The sequence below is a fragment of the Microbacterium barkeri genome (assembly GCF_027921765.1).
Classification (GTDB): Bacteria; Actinomycetota; Actinomycetes; order Actinomycetales; family Microbacteriaceae; genus Microbacterium; species Microbacterium barkeri.
Genome location: NZ_BSEJ01000009.1, coordinates 31,441 through 55,067, shown reverse-complemented (window position 1 = coordinate 55,067; position 23,627 = coordinate 31,441). Strand labels below are relative to the sequence as shown.

General features: G+C 72.8%; 22 protein-coding genes and 1 tRNA gene. 13 read left to right on the top strand and 10 right to left on the bottom strand.

Annotated features, from left to right (window positions below):
• The first annotated feature begins 159 nt into the window (after positions 1–159).
• Positions 160–1,257 (top strand): CAF17-like 4Fe-4S cluster assembly/insertion protein YgfZ, encoded by a 1,098-nt coding sequence (ygfZ, locus tag PKE79_RS10195; RefSeq protein WP_271173593.1) that lies wholly within the window; start codon positions 160–162, stop codon positions 1,255–1,257.
• A 17-nt stretch (positions 1,258–1,274) separates the two neighbouring features.
• Positions 1,275–2,399 (top strand): FUSC family protein, encoded by a 1,125-nt coding sequence (locus tag PKE79_RS10190; RefSeq protein WP_271173592.1) that lies wholly within the window; start codon positions 1,275–1,277, stop codon positions 2,397–2,399.
• 12 nt (positions 2,400–2,411) lie between these two features.
• On the opposite strand, the gene PKE79_RS10185 is transcribed toward PKE79_RS10190, so the two are convergent.
• Positions 2,412–3,230, bottom strand: coding sequence for a class I SAM-dependent methyltransferase (locus tag PKE79_RS10185; RefSeq protein ID WP_271173591.1), 819 nt, complete (start codon positions 3,228–3,230; stop codon positions 2,412–2,414).
• Positions 3,231–3,301: 71 nt separating this feature from the next.
• Here PKE79_RS10185 and PKE79_RS10180 point away from each other — a divergent pair, with 71 nt between their 5' ends.
• Complete coding sequence (locus PKE79_RS10180) at positions 3,302–4,045, top strand: phosphoglyceromutase (RefSeq protein ID WP_271173590.1); 744 nt, start codon at positions 3,302–3,304, stop codon at positions 4,043–4,045.
• 54 nt (positions 4,046–4,099) lie between these two features.
• Here PKE79_RS10180 and phoU read toward each other — a convergent pair whose 3' ends face one another.
• Complete coding sequence (phoU, locus tag PKE79_RS10175) at positions 4,100–4,789, bottom strand: phosphate signaling complex protein PhoU (protein WP_271173589.1); 690 nt, start codon at positions 4,787–4,789, stop codon at positions 4,100–4,102.
• 190 nt (positions 4,790–4,979) lie between these two features.
• Here phoU and PKE79_RS10170 point away from each other — a divergent pair, with 190 nt between their 5' ends.
• Together PKE79_RS10170 and PKE79_RS10165 are read left to right on the top strand one after the other, a co-directional pair.
• Positions 4,980–6,170, top strand: a complete 1,191-nt coding sequence (locus PKE79_RS10170) for a sensor histidine kinase (RefSeq protein ID WP_271173588.1) — start codon at positions 4,980–4,982, stop codon at positions 6,168–6,170.
• 28 nt (positions 6,171–6,198) lie between these two features.
• Positions 6,199–6,882, top strand: a complete 684-nt coding sequence (locus PKE79_RS10165; protein WP_271173587.1) for a response regulator — start codon at positions 6,199–6,201, stop codon at positions 6,880–6,882.
• Between the two features lie 71 nt (positions 6,883–6,953).
• Here the strand turns inward: PKE79_RS10165 and PKE79_RS10160 are convergent, their stop codons facing one another.
• Complete coding sequence (locus tag PKE79_RS10160) at positions 6,954–7,481, bottom strand: DNA modification methylase (protein ID WP_271173586.1); 528 nt, start codon at positions 7,479–7,481, stop codon at positions 6,954–6,956.
• 174 nt (positions 7,482–7,655) lie between these two features.
• Here PKE79_RS10160 and PKE79_RS10155 point away from each other — a divergent pair, with 174 nt between their 5' ends.
• Together PKE79_RS10155 and ispD are read left to right on the top strand one after the other, a co-directional pair.
• Positions 7,656–8,141 carry a CarD family transcriptional regulator gene (locus PKE79_RS10155; RefSeq protein ID WP_271173585.1) on the top strand — a complete coding sequence of 162 codons (486 nt, stop codon included), beginning with the start codon at positions 7,656–7,658 and terminating at the stop codon, positions 8,139–8,141.
• A gap of 76 nt (positions 8,142–8,217) precedes the next feature.
• On the top strand, positions 8,218–9,399 hold the full coding sequence (gene ispD, locus PKE79_RS10150; protein ID WP_271173584.1) for a 2-C-methyl-D-erythritol 4-phosphate cytidylyltransferase: 1,182 nt from the start codon (positions 8,218–8,220) through the stop codon (positions 9,397–9,399).
• Between the two features lie 10 nt (positions 9,400–9,409).
• Here the strand turns inward: ispD and PKE79_RS10145 are convergent, their stop codons facing one another.
• Together PKE79_RS10145 and PKE79_RS10140 are read right to left on the bottom strand one after the other, a co-directional pair.
• Complete coding sequence (locus PKE79_RS10145; RefSeq protein WP_271173583.1) at positions 9,410–9,871, bottom strand: GNAT family N-acetyltransferase; 462 nt, start codon at positions 9,869–9,871, stop codon at positions 9,410–9,412.
• Position 9,872: 1 nt separating this feature from the next.
• On the bottom strand, positions 9,873–10,784 hold the full coding sequence (locus PKE79_RS10140; protein ID WP_271173685.1) for a DMT family transporter: 912 nt from the start codon (positions 10,782–10,784) through the stop codon (positions 9,873–9,875).
• A gap of 86 nt (positions 10,785–10,870) precedes the next feature.
• On the opposite strand from PKE79_RS10140, the gene cysS reads away from it, so the two are divergent.
• Together cysS and rlmB are read left to right on the top strand one after the other, a co-directional pair.
• Complete coding sequence (cysS, locus tag PKE79_RS10135) at positions 10,871–12,262, top strand: cysteine--tRNA ligase (protein WP_271173582.1); 1,392 nt, start codon at positions 10,871–10,873, stop codon at positions 12,260–12,262.
• A complete protein-coding gene (gene rlmB / locus PKE79_RS10130) occupies positions 12,255–13,229 on the top strand; it encodes a 23S rRNA (guanosine(2251)-2'-O)-methyltransferase RlmB (RefSeq protein WP_271173581.1) in 975 nt (324 codons plus the stop codon). The genes cysS and rlmB overlap by 8 nt, the downstream gene beginning before the upstream one ends.
• A 65-nt stretch (positions 13,230–13,294) precedes the next feature.
• On the opposite strand, the gene PKE79_RS10125 is transcribed toward rlmB, so the two are convergent.
• Positions 13,295–14,578, bottom strand: a complete 1,284-nt coding sequence (locus PKE79_RS10125) for a DUF4032 domain-containing protein (protein ID WP_271173580.1) — start codon at positions 14,576–14,578, stop codon at positions 13,295–13,297.
• A gap of 78 nt (positions 14,579–14,656) precedes the next feature.
• Positions 14,657–15,754, bottom strand: a complete 1,098-nt coding sequence (locus tag PKE79_RS10120; protein WP_271173579.1) for an ABC transporter ATP-binding protein — start codon at positions 15,752–15,754, stop codon at positions 14,657–14,659.
• A 270-nt stretch (positions 15,755–16,024) separates the two neighbouring features.
• Here PKE79_RS10120 and PKE79_RS10115 point away from each other — a divergent pair, with 270 nt between their 5' ends.
• Positions 16,025–17,014, top strand: a complete 990-nt coding sequence (locus PKE79_RS10115) for a DsbA family protein (RefSeq protein WP_271173578.1) — start codon at positions 16,025–16,027, stop codon at positions 17,012–17,014.
• Between the two features lie 53 nt (positions 17,015–17,067).
• Positions 17,068–17,143 (top strand) — tRNA-Thr (locus PKE79_RS10110).
• Between the two features lie 60 nt (positions 17,144–17,203).
• Here the strand turns inward: PKE79_RS10110 and PKE79_RS10105 are convergent.
• Together PKE79_RS10105 and PKE79_RS10100 are read right to left on the bottom strand one after the other, a co-directional pair.
• The gene (locus PKE79_RS10105) at positions 17,204–20,098 is read right to left on the bottom strand and encodes a glycosyl hydrolase (RefSeq protein ID WP_271173577.1); all 2,895 of its coding nucleotides are present in this window, start codon (positions 20,096–20,098) and stop codon (positions 17,204–17,206) included.
• Positions 20,099–20,175: 77 nt separating this feature from the next.
• The gene (locus PKE79_RS10100) at positions 20,176–20,946 is read right to left on the bottom strand and encodes a metal-dependent hydrolase (protein WP_271173576.1); all 771 of its coding nucleotides are present in this window, start codon (positions 20,944–20,946) and stop codon (positions 20,176–20,178) included.
• A 306-nt stretch (positions 20,947–21,252) separates the two neighbouring features.
• Between PKE79_RS10100 and PKE79_RS10095 the strand changes: the two genes are divergently transcribed.
• Together PKE79_RS10095 and PKE79_RS10090 are read left to right on the top strand one after the other, a co-directional pair.
• Positions 21,253–21,552: a hypothetical protein gene (locus tag PKE79_RS10095; protein WP_271173575.1), complete on the top strand. Its 300-nt coding sequence runs from the start codon at positions 21,253–21,255 to the stop codon at positions 21,550–21,552.
• Between the two features lie 100 nt (positions 21,553–21,652).
• Positions 21,653–22,603: a DMT family transporter gene (locus PKE79_RS10090; protein WP_271173574.1), complete on the top strand. Its 951-nt coding sequence runs from the start codon at positions 21,653–21,655 to the stop codon at positions 22,601–22,603.
• A 4-nt stretch (positions 22,604–22,607) separates the two neighbouring features.
• Here the strand turns inward: PKE79_RS10090 and PKE79_RS10085 are convergent, their stop codons facing one another.
• The gene (locus PKE79_RS10085; protein WP_271173573.1) at positions 22,608–23,588 is read right to left on the bottom strand and encodes an ArsR/SmtB family transcription factor; all 981 of its coding nucleotides are present in this window, start codon (positions 23,586–23,588) and stop codon (positions 22,608–22,610) included.
• Positions 23,589–23,627: the final 39 nt, after the last annotated feature.

The following is a 23,627-nucleotide window of genomic DNA, read 5'->3' as shown; positions in this document are numbered from 1 at the left end:
AGCGAGCCGCTCCCGGTCGTTGAGCGAGCGGAGCGAGTCGAAACGCAGAGCGAAGCGAGCCGCTCCCGGTCGTTGAGCGAGCGGAGCGAGTCGAAACGCGAGCGAAGCGAGCCGAAACGGCGCGGCGCCTCTGTTCGCGCCGTGCCCGAGAATGGGAGCATGACCGATCCCTTCGCCCAGATCCCCGGGGCCGTGCTCTCGGATGACGGCGTCGCCCATTTCGGCGACCCCACGCGGGAGCAGCGCGCCCTCGCCCAGGGGGAGGCGATCGTCCCGCGCGGCGACCGTGCCGTCGTGGCGGTCTCGGGGCCCGAGCGGCTGACGTGGCTCGACTCGATCACGTCGCAGGCCGTCGCGCGCCTCGCGCCCGGCGTGAGCACCGAGCTGCTCGTTCTCGACCCGCAGGGCCACGTCGAGCACGCGGCGGCGGTGATCGACGACGGCGCGACCGCATGGCTCATCGCCGACGCGGCGGATGCCGCCGGACTCGCGAAGTGGCTCGGCATGATGCGCTTCCGCGCGCAGGTCGAGGTGGCCCTGCGCCCCGACCTCCGCGTGGCCGGCTTCGTGCGCGGCGGGGGCGCGGAGCACGCGCTCGCCGACGCGGCCGCCCGGCCGAACGGCGTCGCGCTGGTCTGGCAGGACCCCTGGATGGGAGTGAGCGCGGGCGGATGGCAGTACGCGCGCGCCGAGGAGCATCCGGGCTCCGCGCACGCGTGGGCCGAGGCCATCCTCGAGGAGAGCGCGTGGGCGGATGCCGCAGCGCTCCCGGTCGCCGGGCTGCTCGCCGCGGAGGCGCTGCGGATCGCCGCCTGGCGCCCGCGATGGGCCGCCGAGGTCGACGAGCGGGCGCTGCCGCACGAGAGCGACTGGCTGCGGTCGGCGGTGCACCTCGCGAAGGGCTGCTATCGCGGCCAGGAGACCGTGGCGAAGGTGCACAACCTCGGCCATCCGCCGCGTCGACTGGTGATGCTGCATCTCGACGGCAGCGACAGCGTGCTCCCCGAGCGCGGTGCGCGCGTGCTCGCGGGCGAGGCCGAGGCCGGGCACGTCACGTCGTCGGCGTGGCATCACGAGCTGGGCCCGATCGCGCTCGCGATCGTCGCCCGCCGCATCCCGGAGGGGGAGACGCTCGCGGTCGAGGCCGACGGCGTGCGCGTCGCCGCGGCGCAGGAGGTCATCGTGCCGGGCGACGCGGGCGCGACCGCGGAGGTGCCGCGCATCACGCGCCTGTCGCGCCGCCCGCTCGCGCAGTGACGGCGTAGCGTCGGAACGTGCCCGAGCCGCGTGACGCCCCCGAGACCTCGCCGCTGACCGCGGCGATCCCCGTCACATGGCGCCGCCGCCTCTCCCTGCGGCCGGGGCTCGAGCGCGTGCGCGACTCGGGGGCGGCGATCGCCCAGATCGTCATCGCGGCCACGGGCGCCTTCCTCCTCGCGCACTATCTCCTCGGCCACGAGGCGCCCCTGCTCGCGGCGACGGTGTCGATCTCCTCCCTCGGCCTCGCGCGCGACGCGCGACCGCGCAAGGTCGTCGAGACGGTGCTGGGCATGCTCACGGGCATCCTCATCTCCGAGCTGCTCCGCCTCGTCTTCGGCTCAGGGCCGTGGCAGCTCGCGCTCACGCTCGCCGTCACGCTCCTCGTCGCGCGCTTCCTCATGCCCTCTCCGCAGTTCGCCGTCGCGGCGGCCATCCAGTCCGCGATCGCGATGGTGCTGCCGGCCGGGCCGCTGCCGTTCCTCCGGCTCGCGGATGGGGCGATCGGCGGGGCGCTCGCGATCGTCATGACCGCGCTGCTGCCGCGCAACCCGATGAGCACCGAGCTGCGCGATGCCCGCGTGCTGTTCACGGCGCTCGACGCGGCGATGGGGCGCGTCGTCCAGGGGCTCCGACGCGGCGACGCCGTGCGGGCGGATCGCGGGCTCGAGAAGGCGCGCGGGCTGCAGGGCGATGTCGACGCCTGGCGCACGTCGCTCGAGTCGGCGCAGGCGGTCTCGGCGCTCTCGCCGTTCCTGCGCTCGCGCCGGATCGAGCTCGCCCGCCACGCGCGCGTCCTGCAGAGCGTCGACCTCGCCGCCCGGAATCTGCGCGTCGTCGCGCGGCGCGCGGCCTACGTCGTGCGCGACGGCGAGCCGCGCCCGGCGATCGCCGAGCCGCTCGCCGAGCTCCAGCGCGCGGCGGGCGTCGTCGCGCACGCGCTCGAGGACATCTCCGCCGAGCCCGCGGCGCGAGAGGCGCTCCTCGCGATCGCGCGGCGGCTCGATCCCGCGGCGATGATGCCCGACGCGTCGCAGGGCGAGCTCGCGCTGCTCGCGGCGCTGCGCCCGTTCGCGGTCGACCTGCTCGTCGCGAGCGGTCTCACCCACGCCGAGGCGGCAGCGGCCATCCCGCGCATCTGATCGCGTCGCGCCTCACGCGGGCGCGACGGCCGCCCAGGGGACCGTGAGCTCGCCGAGCCGCCACCGCCGCCGGGTGCCGACGACATCCCATCCGCCGCGGCGCATCGCCTCGACCGTCGCGATCCAGCGCTGCACGGGGCCGAAGGGGGAGAGGTGCGCTGCGCGCTCCCATTCGCCGTCGAGCGCCTGCAGGAACGCGTGCACGCGCTCTCCGGGCACATTGCGGTGGATGAGCGCCTTCGGCAGCCGCTCGGCGACGATGCCGGGGCGCTCGAGATCGGCGAGCCGCAGCGAGACCGTGAAGCGGACGGCCTCTCCGGTCGGCGCGACGTCGACCCACGCGCAGACGCGGCCGAGCTCGTCGCATGTGCCCTCGATGAGGACGCCGCCGGGCGCGAGGCGCTCGGCCATCCGGCGCCACGCCGCAGCGACCTCGTGCTCGTCGTACTGCCGCAGCACGTTGAACGCGCGCACGACGGCAGGCCGCCGCCCGCCCTCCGTCGGGATCTCGAATCCACCGCGTGCGAACGAGACCGCGATGTCGGGCGCGAACACGGTGCGCCCCGCGCGGACGTCGGCCAGCTGCGCCCGCGCTCGCACGACCCGCTCGAGGTCGATCTCGAGACCGCGCACCTCGACATCCGCGCGTGCGCGACGCAGGCGCGCGGCGAGCTCGAACGCCGTCACGCCGCTCGCGCCGAAGCCGAGGTCCACGACGAGCGGGTCGCCGGCGCCGAGGAGCGCGGGGTGCTGCGCGATCCAGCGGTCGACGCGGCGCAGCCGGTTCGTGCCGGTCGTGCCGCGGGTCGGTCGGCCCTCGGTCGTCGGCATGCCTCCATTCTCGCGTGAACGCACGGGGGCCGCGGCATCGGGCCTCGCGTCGCCTCGGTAGCATGTCAGGTATGACGCACACCCTGATCCTGCTCCGCCACGGGCAGAGCGACTGGAACGAGAAGAACCTCTTCACCGGATGGGTCGACGTGCGGCTCACGGAGCAGGGGAAGGCCGAGGCCCAGCGCGGCGGCGAGCTGCTGAAGGAGCAGGGCGTGCTGCCCGACATCCTCCACACCTCCGTGCTGAGCCGTGCCATCCAGACGGCGAACATCGCGCTCGACGCGGCCGACCGCCTCTGGATCCCCGTCAAGCGCTCGTGGCGCCTGAACGAGCGCCACTACGGCGCTCTGCAGGGCAAGGACAAGGCGCAGACGCTCGCCGAGTTCGGCGAGGAGAAGTTCATGGAGTGGCGTCGCTCGTTCGACGTGCCGCCGCCCGTCATCGACCCCGAGGACGAGTACGCCCAGACGCACGACCCGCGCTACGCCGGGATCGACGGCGAGATCCCCGGGACCGAGTCGCTCAAGATCGTCATCGACCGCCTGCTGCCGTACTGGGAGTCGGAGATCGTGCCCGACCTCGCAGCCGGCAAGACCGTGCTCGTCACGGCGCACGGCAACTCGCTGCGCGCGCTCGTGAAGCACCTCGACGGCATCAGCGACGACGACATCGCCGGCCTGAACATCCCGACGGGCATCCCGCTCGTGTACGAGCTCGACGACGACATGAAGCCGACCGGCCCGAGCCGCTACCTCGACCCGGAGGCCGCAGCGGCCGGCGCCGCAGCGGTCGCCGCCCAGGGCAAGAAGTAGCGCGAGAACGACGAAGCGCCCCGCCGACCGGCGGGGCGCTTCGTCGTTCTCGGGTCAGACGCCCGGCGTGCGGTCCACGACCTCGATCTCGGGGTCGGCGGAGCCGGTCCAGTCGCCCGTGGCGAGGTAGACGATCTTCTTCGCGATCGAGACCGCGTGGTCGCCGAAGCGCTCGTGGTAGCGGCTCGCGAGAGCGGCGTCGATGACGTGGCTCGCGTCGCCCGCGAACGCCTCGCTGAGCACCTTCTCGTAGACGGTCGCGTGGAGCTCGTCGATGACGTCGTCGGCGTCGCGGATCTGCGCGGCGTAGGCGAGGTCCTGCGTGCGCAGGAGCTCGACGAGCGTGCGCGCGACCTCGACGTCGAGCTTGCCCATCTTCACGAACGTGCTCTTGAGGCCCTTGGGGATGGCGCGCTCGGGGAAGCGGGAGCGGGCGAGCTGCGCGATGTGCTCGGCGAGGTCGCCCATGCGCTCGAGCGACGCGCTCGTGCGCAGCGCGCTCACGATGATGCGGAGGTCGCGGGCGACGGGCTGCTGCATCGCGAGCGTGTCGATCGCGAGCTCGTCGACCGAGAGGGCCAGCTCGTCGATGCGGACGTCATCGGCGATGACCTCCTCGGCGAGGGCGACGTCGCCGTTCTCGAAGGCGATGGTGGCCTTGTCGATGGCCACCGTGACCAGCTCGGCGATCTCGACCAGCCGGTTCTGGATGTCCTCGAGGGCCTGGTGGAAGACTTCGCGCATCTGGCGAACCTTTCGTCGGTTTCGGGTCTCGGCCGCGCAGCGGCGGCTTCTCACACTGGCCTGTGCGCCTCGCGATTGTCATGCGCGAAGGTGAACGGCCGGTGCCCGGTCGGTGAACAGTGCGTCGGGGCGGCGCCCCGACGAGCCCATTCGTCCAGAGGGGCTCTCGGCTGCACTCTACTCTGGAGACATGGACTCCACGCAGCTCGCGCTGCTCGCGCTCGCCGCAGGGATCATCCTCGGCGTCGGCGTGACCCTGATCGTGGTGCTCGCGTTCCGCGCCAGGGAGCGGGCGCTCCGCGAGCAGAGCCTGGCGCTTCCGCCGGCGCTCACGGCCGCGCTCGACGCGATCGACGACGCGACGGCCGTGATCGACTCCTCGGGTGCCGTCGTCTCGGTCTCGGCATCGGCGACGTGGCTCGGCCTGACACCGGGGCAGGGGCTCGAGCAGCCCGAGCTCCGCGAGCTCGTGAAGGCCGCACGCGGGCTCGGCTCCTCGACCGAGTCGCAGACGCTGCGCATCCGCCGCGGCCGGATCTCCGACGACACCCGGCTCGTCGTCGCGCGCGCGACGACGATCGCCGACCGGCTCACGCTGCTCATCGTGCGCGACATCTCGGAGCAGGAGCGCCTCCAGCAGATGCGGCAGGACTTCATCGCGAACACGAGCCACGAGCTGAAGACGCCGGTCGGGGCGATCGGCCTCCTCGCCGAGGCGATGGAGTCGGCCTCCGACGATCCTGAGCAGGTGCGCCGCTTCGCCGCGCGGATGTCGGCGGAGGCCCAGCGCCTCGGCCAGCTCACGGGGCGCATCATGAACCTGTCCAAGCTGCAGGCCGCGGACGAGCTCACCGAGGTCGGCGACGTCGCGATCGACGAGGTCGTCGCCGCGGCCCTCGAGCAGTACCAGGTGCAGGCCGAGTCGGCGGATGTCGCGCTCGTGCGCGGCGGCGACCGCGGGCTCTTCGTGCGCGGCTCGGCGACCATCCTCGTCGAGGCGCTCGGCAACCTCGTCGCGAACGCCATCGCGTACTCCCCGCGCGGCTCGCGCGTGGGCATCGGCGTGCGCGGCACCGCGGAGGCCGTCGAGATCGCCGTGACCGACCAGGGCATCGGCATCGCGGAGGCCGACCAGCAGCGCGTGTTCGAGCGCTTCTACCGCGCCGACCAGGCGCGCTCGCGCCGCACGGGAGGCACCGGTCTCGGCCTCTCGATCGTGAAGCACGCGGTGAATCGGCACGGCGGCGAGGTGCGGCTCTGGTCGCAGCCCGATCGCGGGTCGACATTCACCATCAGGCTCCCGCGCACGGAGGCCCCGCTCGTCGGCGCCGAGTCCGCGAAACGCAAGAGGAAGGGCGCCCGCGCGGTCGACGCCGCGTGACGAGGCGCCACGGAAGGAAAGAGAACGAATGACGCGTGTTCTGCTCGTGGAGGACGAACCCGACCTCGCCGACCCGCTCGCCTACCTGCTGCGGCGCGAGGGCTACGAGGTCGAGATCGCCGAGGACGGAGACGCCGCGCTCGCGGCGTTCCGGGACCAGGAGCCCGACGTCATCCTGCTCGACCTCATGCTCCCCGGGATGCCGGGCACCGAGGTCTGCCGCCAGGTGCGCACGACGTCGGCCGTGCCGATCATCATGCTGACGGCCAAGGACTCCGAGGTGGACATCGTCGTCGGGCTCGAGCTCGGCGCCGACGACTACGTCACGAAGCCGTACTCGGCGCGCGAGCTCCTCGCGCGCATGCGGGCGGTCATGCGCCGCTCGCTGCAGGCGGAGGCCGACCTCGACGAGCGCGTGCTCGAGGGCGGCCGCGTGACGCTCGACATCGACCGCCACACGGTGTCGGTCGACGGCGAGCAGATCAACATGCCGCTCAAGGAGTTCGAGCTGCTCGAGGTGCTCATGCGCAACGCGGGCCGTGTGCTCACGCGCGGCCAGCTCATCGACCGCGTGTGGGGCAGCGACTACTTCGGCGACACCAAGACGCTCGACGTGCACATCAAGCGCATCCGCTCGCGCATCGAGAAGGTGCCCAGCGAGCCGGTCATGCTCGTGACCGTGCGCGGCCTCGGCTACCGCTTCGAGGGCTGACCCCAGGACGCGAAGAAGGGCCGAGCGGGAGGATCTCCGCTCGGCCCTTCTTCACGCCATCGGGCGTCGGGTCAGTGGCCCTCTTCGCCGTGCTCGGCGGGGGCTTCCTTCTCGCAGTCGCTCGCGCCGCCGCCGGGCACGAGGTCGGCGAACTGCTCGAGGCAGCCGTCGAGCACCGGGACCTCGGTGAGGACGCCCTCGGCGTCGCCGGACTGGAAGTAGACGGGGAGCGTCGAGCCCGCGGGGGAGTCGATCGCGTCGAGCAGCAGCGGCTCGGTCTCCTCGGTGCCGAGGCTCACGACGCTCTCGGCCGGGATCCGCACCGTCTCGCTCTCGTCGCCCCACTCGAGCGTGAGGGTCGCGGCGCTGTCGGTGCGGTTGACGAGCGCGGCGGCGAGGTTGCCCTGGTCGCCGTCCTCGTCGGCGATGATGACCGCGTTGCGGATCTCGACGGGCGCGCCCTCGGCATCGGGGACGTTCACGCCGTCCGACGCGGAGTACTTGATCGTCGTCGCCTGCGACGTGATGGCCTGGCAGCCCGTGGCTCCCAGGATGACGAGGCCGGCAAGGGCGGCGGACGCGAGTGCGCGCGTGTTCACGGATCCTCCAGATGCTGCGGCGTCGCCCGTCGGCAGACGCTCCCACGCCATTCTAAAGGGATGGCGTGCGGGCCCGTGATCACGCGGATGGCGTGGCATGCGGGCCGATGCCGCGCGAACCTTAGTGCATCGCGAGCTGTGATATCCTTGAGATCGCCGAAAGGACACAATTCTATGCTTTTTGAGGTTGGCGAGACGGTCGTGTACCCCCATCACGGGGCGGCGACGATCACCGAAGTCAAGACTCGCGTCATCAAGGGCGAGGAGAAGATCTACCTCAAGCTGAACGTCACGCAGGGCGACCTCGTCATCGAGGTCCCCGCAGAGAACGTCGACCTCGTCGGCGTGCGCGACGTCATCGGCCAGGAGGGGCTGGACAAGGTGTTCGAGGTGCTGCGCGCCCCGTTCACCGAGGAGCCGACGAACTGGTCGCGCCGCTACAAGGCGAACCTTGAGAAGCTCGCCTCGGGCGACGTCATCAAGGTCAGCGAGGTCGTGCGCGACCTGTGGCGCCGCGACCAGGACCGCGGGCTCTCCGCCGGCGAGAAGCGGATGCTCGCCAAGGCCCGCCAGATCCTCGTCTCCGAGCTCGCGCTCGCGGAGAAGGTCGAAGAGGAGAAGGCCGCAGAGCTCCTCGACGAGGTCCTCGCGAGCAGCTGACGCGCGATCGATCGGAACGGCCCGGTTCACCTGAGGTGAGCCGGGCCGTTCCGCGTCCGGCGGGTACCGTGGGGGTGTGAGCACCGTCACGCCGTCGCCCCGTGTCGCCGTCATCGTCGTCGCCGCCGGATCCGGCACGCGCCTCGGCGCCGGCGCGCCCAAGGCCTTCGTCGGGATCGACGACCACACGATCCTCCGGCACTGCCTGGACCGCGTCTTCGCCGCCCGGCTCGCGCAGGTCGTCGTCGTCGCGCCCGAGGAGCGGGTCGGCGAGGCGCTGACCGACGCGCAGGAGGCAGCGGGCGCGCGCCGTGAGCTCGTCTCGGTCGTGGCGGGCGGGAGCACCCGCCAGCAGTCCGTCGCGGCGGGTCTCGCCGCGGTCTGGCCCGACGTCGAGATCGTGCTCGTGCACGACGCGGCGCGCGCGCTCGCGCCGGCCGAGCTCATCGACCGGGTCGTCGACGCCGTCGAGCGGACCGGATGGGGCGTCGTGCCCGTTCTCCCGGTCGTCGACACCATCAAGCGAGTCGACGGCGAGCTGATCACGGGGGTCGTCGACCGCTCGGAGCTCGCGTCCGCGCAGACGCCGCAGGGCTTCCGACGCGACATCCTCGAGACGGCCTACCGTGTGGCGGGCGAGGAGCACACCGACGACTCGGCCCTCGTCGCGGCCGCCGGCCATCCGATCGCGTCGGTCGAGGGCGATGCGCGCGCGTTCAAGATCACGACGCCGGCCGACCTGCAGCGCGCGCGGACTCTCATCAGCCCGGCCCCGGCCGGCCCCGCCCTGCCCCGCATCGGCGTCGGGACGGACGTGCACGCATTCGGCGGCGAGGGCGCGCTCTGGCTCGCGGGCCTCGAGTGGCCGGGCGAGCCCGCCCTCTCCGGCCACTCCGACGGGGATGCCGTCGCGCACGCGATCGTCGACGCCCTGCTCTCCGCTGCAGGCCTCGGCGACATCGGCTCGCGTTTCGGGACCGACCGCCCCGAGTTCGCCGGCGCGCACGCCGCCGCGTTCCTCGAGGACACCCGCGCCCACCTGGCGGCCGAGGGGTGGACCATCGGCAACGTCTCGGTGCAGGTGCAGGCCGCGCGGCCGCGCTTCGCGCCGCGGCGAGCGGAGGCCGAGGCGGCGCTGTCTGCCGCGCTCGGCGGTGCGCCCGTGACGGTGTCGGCGACGACGACGGACGGCCTCGGGTTCACGGGCGCTGCGGAGGGCGTGCAGGCGTTCGCGGTCGCCCTCGTGCACCGCGCGTGAGCCGCGCGCGTCAGAGCGTGCGCGTCATGAAGGCCGACAGCGGGTCGAGGACGTAGTCGTCGAACGGCCCGCATTCGACGAAGCCCTCGCTCGCATACAGGCCGCGCGCCGGGGCGAACGCGGCGTCGCTGCCGGTCTCGAGCCACAGCGACGCCATCCCGCGCGTCCGCGCCTCGGCGATGATGTGCCGCAGAACGGCGCGGGCGACGCCGCGGCCAAGGTGCGTCTCCGCGGTGCGGAACGACTTGAGCTCGCCGCGCTCGTCGTCGAGGCGCTTGAGCGCGCCGATCCCGGCGATCTGATCGTCGATCCACGCCGACCACAGCGTGACCGATGGGTGCCGCAGCCCGTCGAGATCGAGCGCGTGGACGCTCTCGGCGGGTGTGCCGGCGTGCATGCCCGCGAGGTGGATGGCCGCGAGCGCCTGGGTCGCGGGGTGGGTCAGGTCGTCGACGCGGATGTCGATGGTCATGTCAGGCCTCCAGGGCGTAGGGGCGGATGGGGCGCCGCGCGCCCCTGGCGAGCAGGACGAGTCCGATGGCGAGGGCTGCGAGCCCCGCGATGCCCAGCGGCGCGAGGCGCTCGCCGAGCACGATCACGCCGAGCAGCGCCGCCGTCAGCGGCTCCGCGAGCGTGAGGGTCGCGGCGGTGGGCGCGGGCACACGTCTCAGGCCCCACGTGAACGAGGCATAGGCGAGCGTCGTCGCGCCGAGGCCGAGCCACAGCGCCATCGCCGCGCCGTCAGGGCGGGCGAGCCATGCCAGGTCCTGAAAGGGCAGCAGTGCGGCGGCCAGCACGGCCGCGACGCCGCCCGCGACGCCCATCACGGTGAGGGGCTGCCAGCCGCCGTCGAGAAGGCGCCGCTGCGCGACGGCGAAGACGGCGAAGGACGCGCCGGCGCCGACAGAGGCGGCCACGCCGAGGGGCGCGGTCGCCGCGCCCTCCTGCCCGCCCAGGGCGAGCAGGGCCACGCCGCCGGTCGCGATGAGGGTCGCGACCACCCAGGTGCGCCCCGGCAGGCGGCGCGTGAGCGCTCCCTCGATCGCGCCGGCGAGCACGGGGGAGGAGCCGAGGGCGATGACCGTGCCGACCGCGACGCCGTTCACCGAGGCGCCGAGGAAGAACAGCGGCTGGTATGCGAACAGGCAGACGCCCGCGATCGCCATGAGGAGCAGTGGGCGCGCCTCGGGCCGCGGCGACCGGACGCCGCCCGTGCGTCGCGCCCCCGCGCCGGCGATCGCCGCGAGTGCGGCGAGGGCGAGACCGCCGACCGCGACGCGGACGGCTCCCACCGCGAGGGGCGTCGTGCCGTCGGGGCCGAGGGCCTGCGTCGTCCCCGTCGTCCCGAACAGGACGGCCGCGGCGAGCACGGCGAGGACGGACATCACCCTTCGGTTCTACACGCTCCGGATGACGGCCGTGTGACGCGGGCCGCCGGAACGAGGCGGATGGCGGCCAGTAGTCTGAGGGGGTGACTCTCCGGCTGTACGACACCCGCGCTCAGACGCTGCGCGACTTCGCGCCTCTCGACCCGGAGAACGTGACGATGTACGTGTGCGGCCCGACGGTCCAGTCCGGCCCGCACATCGGGCACCTGCGGGGCGCCCTCGCCTTCGACCTGCTGAGGCGATGGCTCGCGCACCGCTACCCGCGCGTGACGTTCGTGCGGAACGTGACCGACATCGACGACAAGGTGCTCGCCAACGCGACCGACGCCGAGCCGTGGTGGGCGCTGGCCTACCGCATGGAGCAGGAGTTCACCGCCGCGTACGCGGCCATCGGCATCCTGCCCCCGACCTACGAGCCGCGCGCGACCGCATCCATCCCGCAGATGCAGGAGCTCATCCAGGAGCTCATCGAGCGGGGTCATGCGTATGCGTCAGCGGGCGACGTCTACTTCGACGTGCGGTCGTGGCGCGCGTACGGCGCCCTCACGCGCCAGTCGGTCGACGCGATGGAGGACGCGGCCGACGCGGATCCGCGCGGCAAGCGCGATCCGCACGACTTCGCGCTCTGGAAGGGCGCCAAGCCCGACGAGCCGCGCAGCGCGGTGTGGGCGTCGCCGTGGGGCGAGGGGCGCCCCGGATGGCACATCGAGTGCTCCGCGATGTCGCGCCGCTACCTCGGGCCGGCTTTCGACATCCACGGAGGCGGACTCGACCTGCGCTTCCCGCACCACGAGAACGAGCTCGCGCAGTCGACCGCCGCCGGAGACGCGTTCGCGAGCTACTGGGTGCACAACGGCCTCGTCACGGTCGACGGGCAGAAGATGTCGAAGTCGCTCGGCAACTTCACGCTCGCGGCCGACGTGCTCGCGGCCGAGGATCCGCTCGTGGTCCGCTACGCGCTCGCGGCAGCCCACTACCGCTCGAGCCTCGACCTGACCGATGCGTCGTGGCGCGAGGCGGAGGCGGCGCTCGCGCGCATCCGCGGCTTCCTCGAGCGGTTCCTGCGGGTGCATCCGCGCCCTGAGGTGGCCGAGATCCCCGACGCGTTCGCGGACGCGATGGACGACGACCTCGGCGTCCCGCAGGCGCTCGCGGTCGTGCACGAGACCGTCCGCGCGGGCAACACCGCGCTCGATGCGGGCGATAAGGCGGCGGCGCGGGGCGCGTTCTCAGCCGTGTCCGCCATGATGGACGTCCTGGGCCTGGATCCGTTCGGCGCGCTCGCGCGGAGCTCCGGAGACGGCCCGACGGCAGAGTCCCTCTCCGCCCTCGTCGAGCAGCTCATCGCGCAGCGCGCCGAGGCGCGTGCGGCGAAGGACTGGGCGAGCGCCGACCGCATCCGCGATGCATTCGCCGCGGCGGGCATCGCCCTCGAAGACACCGCACACGGAACCACTTGGAGCATCAATGGCTAAGCCTGGACGACCCGGCGCCGCGAAGGGCAAGAAGGGCCCCACGAAGGGCACGGGCGGCAAGAACCGCCGGTCGCTCGAGGGCAAGGGCCCGACCCCGAAGGCCGAGGACCGGCCGTACCACGTCGCGCACAAGCGCAAGCAGGCCGCCGAGCGCCTCGCCGCCAAGCGCGGCGGGAGCGCGCAGAAGCCGCAGCAGCGCTCGTCACGCCCGAAGGACGACACCGAGAACGTGACCGGGCGCAACAGCGTGCTCGAGGCCCTGCGCGCGAAGATCCCCGCGACCGCGCTCTACATCGCGCAGCGCGTCGAGATGGACGACCGGGTCAAGGAGATGCTCGCGATCGCCCGGAACCGCGAGATCCCCGTGCTCGAGGTCACCCGCCCCGAGCTCGACCGCATGGCCGGCTTCGACGGCGTGCACCAGGGCGTCGCGCTCAAGGTGCCGCCGTACGAGTACGCGCACCCCCAGGACCTCCTCGAGCAGGTCGTCGACACGGGCGCGACCCCGCTGTTCGTGGCGCTCGACGGCATCACCGACCCGCGCAACCTGGGCGCGATCATCCGCTCGACCGGCGCGTTCGGCGGCCACGGCGTCATCGTGCCGCAGCGTCGCTCGGCCAGCGTGAACTCGGCGGCGTGGAAGACGAGCGCAGGCGCCGCCGCGCGCATCCCCGTGGCGATCGCGCCGAACCTCACGACCACGCTCAAGGAGTTCAAGAAGCAGGGCGTCTTCGTGCTCGGCCTCGACGGCGACGGCGACGTGTCGCTGCCCTCGATCGAGCTCGCCGACCGCCCGGTCGTCATCGTCGTCGGCAGCGAGGGCAAGGGCCTCTCGCGCCTCGTGACGGAGACGTGCGACCAGGTCGTGTCCATCCCGATCTCCGACGTGACCGAGTCGCTCAACGCGGGCATCGCGGCATCCGTCGCGCTCTACCAGGTCTCGACGATCCGAGGCGCCCAGGCGTAACCCGCGCGACGGCGCGGGTTCGCCGCGAAACGGGGCAGGCGCCTGCGGGCCCTGCCCCGGCTCGGTCAGACCAGGTCGCGCCAGTCGCGCGCCTCTCCCGAGGCCGTCGCGAGGGGCTCGGTGAGCGTCTCCGTGAGGGGGCCCATGATCGTGGCCTCGTCGCGCCGGTGCCGCAGCACGTCGCGGATGTAGCTCGTGAGCGTCTCGGCGAGCGGCACGGATGCGCCGCGCGCCTGCGAGAGATGCCAGCGGTGCTCGAGCACCTGGTGGAACACCTCGGCGGGCTCGAGCTTCGCGCGCATCTCATAGGGGATGGCCCGGACGACCGGCTCGAAGACGCGCGTCACCCACTCGTGCGCGGCGACCTCCTCGTCGGACGAGCGCGAGATCCGCGAACGGTACTCGTCGAGATCGTTGAGGAGACGGCGGGCCTGGTTCTCCTCGGCGTCGAGGCCCGTGAGACGCAGCAGGCGGCGACGGTGGTGCCCCGCGTCGACGACCTTCGGCTGGATCGAGACGCGCGTGCCGTCGGGGTCGGTCTGGATCGTCATCTCGTCGATGTCGAAGCCGAGCTCGTTGAGCCGCTGCACGCGCTCGGTGATGCGCCAGGTCTCGGTCAGGGCGAACGACTCGGCCTCCGTGAGCGCCGACCACAGCTCGCGGTAGGTCGCGACGAGCTGATCGGCGACCTCGACGGCGTCGACGCCGATCTCGACGCGTCCGCCGGCCTCGAGGTCCATGATCTCGCCAGCGATGTTCGTGCGCGCGATGTCGATGTCGTGCTCGCGCTGGCCATCCGTCAGCCCGCCCTCATAGAGATCGCCGGTCTCGGCGTCGACGAGGTACGCGGCGAACGCGCCGGCGTCGCGGCGGAAGAGCGTGTTCGACAGCGAGACGTCGCCCCAGCGGAAGCCGACCTTGTGCACGCGCACGAGGAGGAGGGCGAGCGCATCCACGAGGCGCGTGGCGGTGTCGGGGCGCAGCGTCTGTGTGAACAGCGCGCGGTACGGCATCGAGAACTTCAGATGCGCGGTCACGAGGGCCGCGGGGAGCGGGTTGCCCTGCTCGTCGGTGCGCCCGTCGATGACCGCGACGCGGCGCACGCACGGGACCTCGAGGCGCTGCAGCGCACCGAGGAGCTCGTACTCGCGCTGGGCCATGTGCGCCGTCGTCTCCTTGACGGCGATGACCATCCCCGACAGCTCGCTGAAGCGGACGATGTGCCGCGAGATGCCCTTCGGGAGCTTCACGATCGCGCTGCTCGGCCACTCGGCGAGCTTCGTCCGCCAGGGCAGCGTGAGCAGCTGCGGGTCGATCTCGGCGGCGGTGATGCGGAGCGAATCGGCCATAGAGAAGATCTTCCCCCAGAAACGGCGACGGCGCGGACGAACCCGGAGGTTCGCCCGCGCCGTCGCGCGGTGACAGCGTTACGCCGAGACGATCGCCTTGTCGAGCAGGCGCTCGCCGGTCTCCACGTCGAAGACGTGGATGTGGTCGGGCGTCGGCAGGAGCGAGACGGTGTCGCCGGCCATCGGGTGGCGGCGGCCGTCGACGCGCGCGACGATCTGCGCGTCCGAGCCCTCGACGTGGCCGTACAGGTAGCCGTCGGCGCCGAGCTCCTCGACGAGGTCGACCTTGACCGCGAGGCCCTCGCTGCCGGCGGGGCCGACGATGAAGTCCTCGGGGCGGACGCCCGCCGTCACCTTGGAGCCGTGCGCCTTGTTGAGCGCCGACGCGTCGACGCCCACGACCTTCGTGCCGAAGCGGATGCCGCCCTCGGCGATCTCCGCGGGGAAGAGGTTCATCGCGGGCGAGCCGATGAAGCCGGCCACGAAGACGTTGTTCGGCTTCTCGTACAGGTCGCGCGGCGTGCCCACCTGCTGGAGGAGGCCGTCCTTGAGGACCGCGATGCGGTCGCCCATCGTGAGCGCCTCGGTCTGGTCGTGCGTGACGTAGACCGTGGTGACGCCGAGGCGACGCTGGAGCGACGCGATCTGCGTGCGGGTCTGCACGCGGAGCTTGGCGTCGAGGTTCGACAGCGGCTCGTCCATGAGGAACACCTGGGGCTCGCGGACGATGGCGCGGCCCATCGCGACACGCTGACGCTGACCACCCGAGAGGGCCTTCGGCTTGCGGTTGAGGTACTGCTCGAGGTCGAGGAGCTTGGCGGCCTCGAGGACGCGCTTGGCGCGCTCATCCTTGCTGACGCCGGCGATCTTGAGCGCGAAGCCCATGTTCTCGGCGACCGTCATGTGCGGGTAGAGCGCGTAGTTCTGGAACACCATCGCGATGTCGCGGTCCTTCGGCGGCACGTCGGTGACGTCGCGGTCGCCGATGAGGATGCGGCCGTCGTTGACCTCTTCGAGGCCCGCGAGCATGCGCAGCGAGGTGGACTTTCCGCAGCCCGAGGGGCCGACGAGAACGAGGAACTCGCCGTCGCCGATCTCCAGGTTCAGCTTGTCGACCGCGGGACGGGTTCCGCCCGGGTAGAGGCGGGTGGCGTCGTCGAAAGTGACACTGGCCATGGTTCTTCTCCTTCACCGGCAGGTACGTGCCGGACGATCCGTAGTGAATGGAACCGACGGTGCGAACCGCCGTAGACCCCTCGTCGGGTCTCGGCTCAGTATGCCATCGAATCCGCGCGCGTGGGGAAATCGTTTGCTGATGAGCGGATGGCGCGGGCGCGGAGACGGCGGATCTGCCGTGTCTGCCGGGGCATTTCCCAGTGACACGCTCTAGCCTCTTCGAGGTCGACCGCCGGTACCCGTGGCGGCGAAGGGGAGTGCGAGCAGGCGATGACGAACGAGAACCCGATCGTTCCCCCGGGCAGCGAGCGACGCGATGCTGTGCGGGAGAAGGCGCAGAAGGTCAAGGCGAAGCAGACGCGCGCGAAGATGCTGCGTCGAGGCGGGATCACCCTCGTGATCGTCGCGGGCGTCGCCGCGATCGCGTTCGCGGTGACGAGCGTCGTCGTCCCCGCCCTCAACCGCCCGACCCTGACACCGGAGAACCTCGAGGACGACGGCATCGTCGTGGCCGACTCCGACGACCTGTCGCCCATGGTGACGAGCTCGCTCGAGGCCACCGAGCCCGCTGCGCCCGAGGCGGAGCGCGCGAGCTCGGCGTCCGCCGTCAGCATCCGCGTGTATGTCGACTACCTGTCCGAGGGGTCCGCGCAGTTCGAGCAGACGAACTCGTCCCAGCTCGCGGAGTGGGTCGCCCAGGGCGCTGCTGACCTCTCCTACCACCCCGTGGCCCTGCTCACGGCCAAGTCGAACGGCTCGAAGTACTCCCTGCGCGCAGCGGGCGCGGTCGCCTGCGTGCGCACGCACGCGCCCGAGTCGGCGCTCGCCTTCAACCACGAGCTGCTCGTCGAGCAGCCCTCGGTCGACAGCGAGGGGTACACCGACAAGGAGCTTGCCGCGCTCGCGGCCGCCGTCGGCGTCGACGACACGAAGGCCGTGCGCGAGTGCATCGAGAACGAGGACTTCGTGACCTGGGCGAGCGAGACGACCCAGCGTGTCCTCGAGGAGCCCCTGCCCGACACCGAGGACGTGCGCCTGACCGGCGCGCCGATGATCCTCGTGAACGGCCGTCCGTATCAGGGTCAGCTCGACGACCCGGCCGAGTTCGCGCAGTTCGTGCTCACCGTCTCGAGCGAGGCCTACTACTCGACGGCCTCGCCGACGCCGACTCCCGCCGAGGAGCCCGAGGCGACAGAGGAGCCCGAGCCCGCGCCGAGCGAGACTGCAGAGCCCGAGCCGACCGAGACCCCCGCGGAGTAGCGGATCCCGCCGCCGCGCGACGGTATGCTTTCCAGGTCCCCTCGGGGACCCGCGCCGGCTTAGCTCAGTTGGTAGAGCACCTGTCTTGTAAACAGGGGGTCGTCAGTTCGAACCTGGCAGCCGGCACCATCACGCGGCCGCGCCCGGGCCATCCGCTCGATCAGCGGATGGCCCGGGCGCGAGCCGCGTTCAGCGCACGCGGATGGCGTCGATCGCGTGCTGCCCCGCGTCGAGGCGCAGGTTGACGCCGCGGACGTCGCCGAGCTGATCGCGGCACTCGGATGACAGCGCGCCGAGGTCGATCGCGACCGACGCGCCGCCGGAGACAGGGGCGCCGGCGGGCAGTTCGCACCAGCTCCACGAGGGGCCGACCTGCAGCGCGAGGCCGATCGACGTGCCGGTCGTCTCCGCGACGTCGATGACGAGCGTCGAGCGGCCGGAGAGGTCCCACGAGCCGGTCGCCCAGATCCATCCGCTCTCCGCGAGGTCGACCGTGAGGCGTCCGTCCGCGGCGTCGATGGCCCCGTTCGCGGCCCATCCCTGCGGTCCGTCCGCGAAGTCGAAGAGGGTCGTCGGCGGCTCCGTGCCCGGGGCCGCGTCGAAGGCCCGCAGGGCGCGGGCGAGCTCCGCCCGCGTCACGGGACCGCGCATCCCGAAGCGGTCGTCCCCGGCGGGCTCGACGATGCCGTTCTGCGTGACCCACGCGATCGCCTCGGCCGACGGATGGGCGGACGGCACATCGTCGAAGTCCGCGGGCTCCGCGGGCGTCGGCGCGCCCGCGAGCTCCCACAGCGCGTGGGCGAGCTCGGCGCGCTCGACGGGCGCCTTCGCCGTGCCCTCGACCGCCGGGGCATCCTCCCGGTACGCCGCGAGTGCGCGCGTCGCCTCGGCACGCGTCACGGGGCGCGCGGGGTGGAAGCGGCCGTTCGCGTCGCCGAGATCGACGACCTCGTCGTGCAGCCAGGCGATCGCGGCGTAGTCGGGGTCGTCGCGTTCGACGTCGACGTAGACCGGCGGCGGGGGCGTGCCCTCGACCGCGCGGAGCTCGTCGACGACGATGGAGCCCTCGACGGCGCCTGCGTCGGCTGCGTTGACGAACACGCTGAACTGCGACACGTGGGCGAGGGCCTCGGGCGTGAGGCGGCGATCGGCGTTGGCGGTGTCCCAGGGAGCGGGGCGCCAGTCGGCGAAGGGGATGGTGGCGAGGTAGGGGTCGTCGCCGGCGAGGGAGGGGTAGGCCTCGAAGGCGACGCCGTCGGCGACGAGCTGGAGGACGAGCCGGTTGCCGGACGCGTCGGGATCGATCCACGCCTGGAAGTCCCAGAACGACGACCAGTCGCCCGAGACCGGCCGGCCAGCACCCGTGTACGACTGCGTCGCGAAGGAGTATGACAGCCGCATCGCGGCCTCTCCGCCTCCGACCGCGTCGCCCTCGGCCGCGCGGGCGAGCTCGAGGACGTTCGCGTTCTGGGGCACCCACCTGCTCTGCAGGGCGGCGTCGGCGTCGTAGGACTCGAAGTCGTCGACGACGCCGAGCGGCAGCACCGGCTCGGGACCGAGGACGACGGTCGACGCCGTGGTCTCCACCTCGGCGCCGCCCGCGAACACGCGCAGGGTCAGCCCGTGCGACGTGTTGTCGAGCTGCTCGGGGGCGACCTCCCACGCCCCGGTCCACCACATTCCGCCGTCAGCCGGGGCCGCGAGCTCGATCACCTCTCCCGCGTCGGTCGTGACCGTCACGCGATCGGCCGCGTGACCCGTCACCGATGCGCGCAGCTCGACGGGCCCGGCCACCACGCGCGCGCCGTCGGCGGGGGAGGCGAGGTGCGCAGCGGCCGAGGCGACGGACGCGGTCTCGGCGTCGTAGACGCCCGCGAGATCGTCGGCGAAGAACGTGCGCGGGTCGTCGTGGTACGCCTGGAAGTCGGGCAGCATCTCGCCCTCGACCGGGAAGTAGGGCGTCGAGTCGCCGCCGTAGTTCGCCCACGTCATCATGTAGGCGGTCCGCGCCGCGTCGGGATCCGACATGATCGCGTCGAGCACATCCGTGAACCACGTCACGTTCGCGTTCTCGCCGTCGGGGCGCACGCCGCCCGAGATGCCGAACTCCGTCAGCGCGCTGATCTTCCCGCGCGCCTGCGCGAGCCGGCCCATCATGCCGAGGTCGGCGACGAGCCCGTCCCGGAAGCTCTGCGCGGCGCCCGAGCTGTCGTAGACGTCGTAGCCGAGCACGTCCACGAAGTCGTCGCCGGGGTATGTGCGCAGGTACAGGTCCTCGTCGCCGCCGAACCCGCCCCCGGGCGAGAACGCGTACAGGAGGTTGTGCACGTCCTTCACGTCGCGCAGGTACTCGACCGTGAAGCGGAACAGCTCGGCGTACTCGCCGGGCAGGCCGAACGCCGCGCCCCACCAGAACCACGAGCCTGCGTTCTCATGCCACGGGCGGAACACGATCGGGATGGCCGTGCCGTCGGCGGCGACGGCGGCATGCGCGGTCGCGGCGATGCGATCGAGATACGCGCGGAGCGCATCGTGCTGCGCTCCGCCGGGGAGGACGGCGCGCAGGGCGTCGCCCGAGGTGTCGTAGAAGTCGCCGCCGGTCGCGAGGTTCTCCATGTGGATCGTGAGAGTGCTGATCGCCCCGACGTCGTGCGCCTGGCGGATGTTCGCGGCCAGCTGCTGCGCCTTCGCCTCGCGTTCGGCGAGCGGCATGCCCGCGGTCTCGAGCGTGTCGAATCCGATGACGGCCGGATGGTCGCCCGTCGCGGTGAGGGTGTCGGAGGACGTGCCGTCCTGCGTGGGGAAGGACTCCCCGAAGTACAGGTCCTCCTGGTGCCCGAACAGGACGCCCTCTGCGTCGATGTCGCGCAGGTACGCGAAGAGCGAGCGCGTCTCGGGAGTCGCGTCCGGGTCGACCAGGTCGACCTCGGCCGCGACGGGGGCGGCGTGCGCGACCGGAGTCACGGCGAGCGGAGCCGCGAGGCCGAGCGCAAGCGCGACGGCGACCGCGGCGCGCCTGCCGCGTCGTCGCGGTCGGACGCGACGGGATGGCTGCGCCCAGTCGGGCGCGGGGGTGCTGTTCATCGGCGAACCTCCTCAGGTGAGCGTCGGTGCCCACAGAAGTCCTACCGCGACTTAGTTACGCATGTCAACAAACGTCCTCACATCCCTCCCGCGAGGACAGCGGTCGCCTCGGCCGCGACACCCCACAGGGCGTAGCAGCTGAGCGCGGCGAAGAGCGCCTGCTCGCGCCAGGATCCCGTGTCGCCGAGGACCGGCACCGCGATGCCGCCGCCGCGCAGCCACACCCGGCGGAGGAGCGGCGTGCGCCGCGCCCACCGGGGAGCCCGCACGCGGATGGGCCACAGCAGCGGGATGCCGCCGGTCGTGAGGAGGTCGCCGGCGAGGTGCGCGAGGTATCCGACCCCGACGCACCACGGGAGCCACGACGTCTGGGCGGGGGCGAGGAAGCCGGCCGCCGCGCCGAGCGCCGCGCCGCCCGCCCACGCGAGGGGCCACCGTCGCGCGATCCGCAGCACCTTGAGCGCGAAGGCGGTGCACGCCGCGACCGCGATCGCGACGCCCAGGTGGTAGGGCTCGGCCGAGCCGTCCGGGTGCCAGACGACCTCCCCGAGGAAGCGCATGCCGACGATGACGCCGAGCACGGCGAGCAGCGAGTGCATGCCCTTCCGGTGCCCGCCCGACACGGCGCCGACGACACCTGCCGCGAGTCGCCCGGCGATGGGCACGGAGTGGGCGATCGTCGCGCTGTGATGATCCGCGTCGGGCAGGAGGGCGGCGCCCGCCGCGATCGGCGCACCGAGCAGCACCGCGGCGGGCGCGAGCTCGTGCGCCCCCAGGGCGGGGAGCGTCGTGGCGGTGAGCGCGATCCAGGCGGCGGCGCCGCTGGCGGCGTGCGAGGTCCCCATCATGGCGGGGGTCTCCTTGGAGGTCGAAGGGCGTGGCGCGTCACGACGTCGGGACGACGTTCAGGCTATGCGCGGGCGCCGACATCGCCGGGCGCGGCGACACGCGGATGGCCTTCTCCGCCCGCTGCAGGTAGACTGGACGGAGCTTGCAGTGCGATGTCCGCCGCCTCTCACGGCCGATCGCCGCAGCTCACCGGCTCAGGGCCATCCACGGATCCCCTCGCACAGATGCGAGCGGCGATCGCCCGGAGCCGCCGCATCGCGGGCATGCCCACGCGGCCGCCCGCACTCAGACGAGAAGAGCACGACATGACCATCACCCACCTCGACGACCCTCACCATACCGACGAGCCGCTTGCCTGGAAGCAGGCGGCAGACGACGTCTTCGTCGCGACGCATGCCGGCGAGTTCGCGGGCTTCGTCACGGTCGACGGCCGGCGCCACCTCGCGCACGACCGCCACGGCGTCGCGATCGGCGAGTTCGCCTCGCTCGCGACCGCCCTCGCGGCGCTCGAGGAGCGCGCCCGCGACGTGAAGCCCATCCTCAAGGCCGCGCACCCTCCCCGCACGCCTCGCCCGCGCCGACTCTCACGGCGCGCGATCGCCTGACCGCGCGCCGCCGGCGGCTGCCGCTCCCGAGCTGTGCCGGGATTCGGATGCCCGGTGCCGCCGTAGGATGGCCGAGGTCGCACGAGCAGGGGGAGGCGCGATGGACCGCGGAGCGCCGAAGCACCGGCTCGCGATCGCGATCGGCGTCGGCGGCGCCGTCCTCGTGGGCGCCCTCACGGCCATCCAGGCGCGCGTCAACGGGCAGCTCGGCGTCGCGCTCGACGCCGCGCTGGTGGCGGCCCTCATCTCGTTCGGGTCGGGCCTCGTCATCCTGCTCGTGCTCGCGCCGCTCCTCCCGAGCGGCCGTGCCGGCGTCCGTGCCCTCCGATCGGCCCTGCGCGAGCGCCGCGTGCCCTGGTGGATGCTCGTGGGCGGCGCGGCGGGGGCGTTCAGCGTCGCGACGCAGAGCTTCACGGTCGCCGTCATCGGCGTGGCCATGTTCTCGGTCGGCATGGTTGCAGGCCAGACCGTGCACGGACTCGTGCTCGACCGCATCGGCTACAGCCCCGCGGGCGTGAGCGCCGTGACGCTGCCGCGGGTCGCGGGAGCCGCTCTCGTGCTCTCGGCGGTCGTCGTGTCGCTGACCGGAGACGCCGTGGCGCAGGCCCCGCTGTGGATGCTCATCCTGCCGTTCCTCGTCGGGGCGGGCGTCGCGTGGCAGACGGCGACGAACGGGCGGCTGCGCCAGGCCGTCGGCTCCGCGTTCGCGGCGACGCTCGTCAACTTCATCGGCGGGACGGCCGTGCTCGCCGTCGCCGCCGTCTGGCACCTCGCGACGGCGGGTGCGCCCGCGTCCGCGCCGCGCGAGCCGTGGCTCTACCTCGGCGGAGCGCTCGGCGTCGCGTACATCTTCATCTCGGCCGCGCTCACTCCGCGCACGGGAGTGCTGCTCATGACACTCGGGTCCGTGCTCGGCATGCTCGGCGCATCCGTCGTCCTCGACGTCGTCTGGCCGCCCGCCGCGCCGCCCGCCTTGTGGCAGCGCGCGCTCACGGTGGCGCTCGCCGCGGGCGGCGTCGTCGTCGCGACCGTGCGCGCCGGGCGCCGCTGACCGGTCAGCCAGCGAGGAGGGCCTCGCCCAGCGGCGTGCGCGCATGGAGCATGCGCTGTCCGGACCGCCGCGACGTGATGAGCCTCGCGTCGCGCAGCGCGCTGAGGTGATGCGATGCCGTCGCGATCGCGAGCCCGGTCGCCGTGGCGACGGCACTCGTCGAGAGCGGCTCCCGCAGTGCCAGGAGCACCGAGAGCCGCCCCTCGCCGAGAAGCCGGCCGAGTGCGGCCGCGTGCGCGACCCCCTCGCGATGCCAGTCCTCGGCGACGCCGAGCGCGGGGTAGAACAGCGTCGGCTGCGCCGGCGGCTCGGTGATCACCGAGCACCGCCGCGCGAACACCGACGGCACGAGCACGAGGCCGCGCCCCGTGCAGTCGACGGTCTCCTCGTGGCGCGTGAGCTCGACGCGCACGGAGTCGGCCGACCAGTCCACGGCCGGGTGGAGCGCTGTCGCCATCGCGCCGATGCCGGCCGTCGTGACGACCCGCGTCCGTGCCACGATGTCAGCCCGCAGGACGCGCTCCAGCTGCGACCAGGATGGCGCGAGCACGGCATCCCACACGGCGTCGGCGGCCTCGGCGATGACGGCTCGCGCGCGGTGCGGGTCGTCGAGAAGTCGGAGGAGCGCCGTCCGCTCGCGGCCCGCGCTGCGGTCGACGCGCTTGCGGAGGTCGACCTGCATCCCCGGCAGCCGAGCCCGGCGGCGGCGCGCCGCCTCCTCGGCAGGGTCGAGATCCCACGACGGCTCTGACGTGAGGAAGTCCGGGACGTAGCCGTCTTCCCCGACGACGGTTCGCAGCAGCTCGAAGGCTGGGCGCGGAACGACGTCGCGGGCCTGGCGCAGCCATCCCCACTGGAGCGGGTTCTCCGCGGGGCGGGCGAGGGAGCGCACCGCGTGGACGAGCTCGTGCCCCGGCGAGATGCCGAATCGGATGGCCGACACGTCGTCCGGGCGCAGGCGGAACTCGACGAGCTTTCGATGCACGTCGAAACCTTATCCTCGCCGAACCGCGCCTGCGAGAGT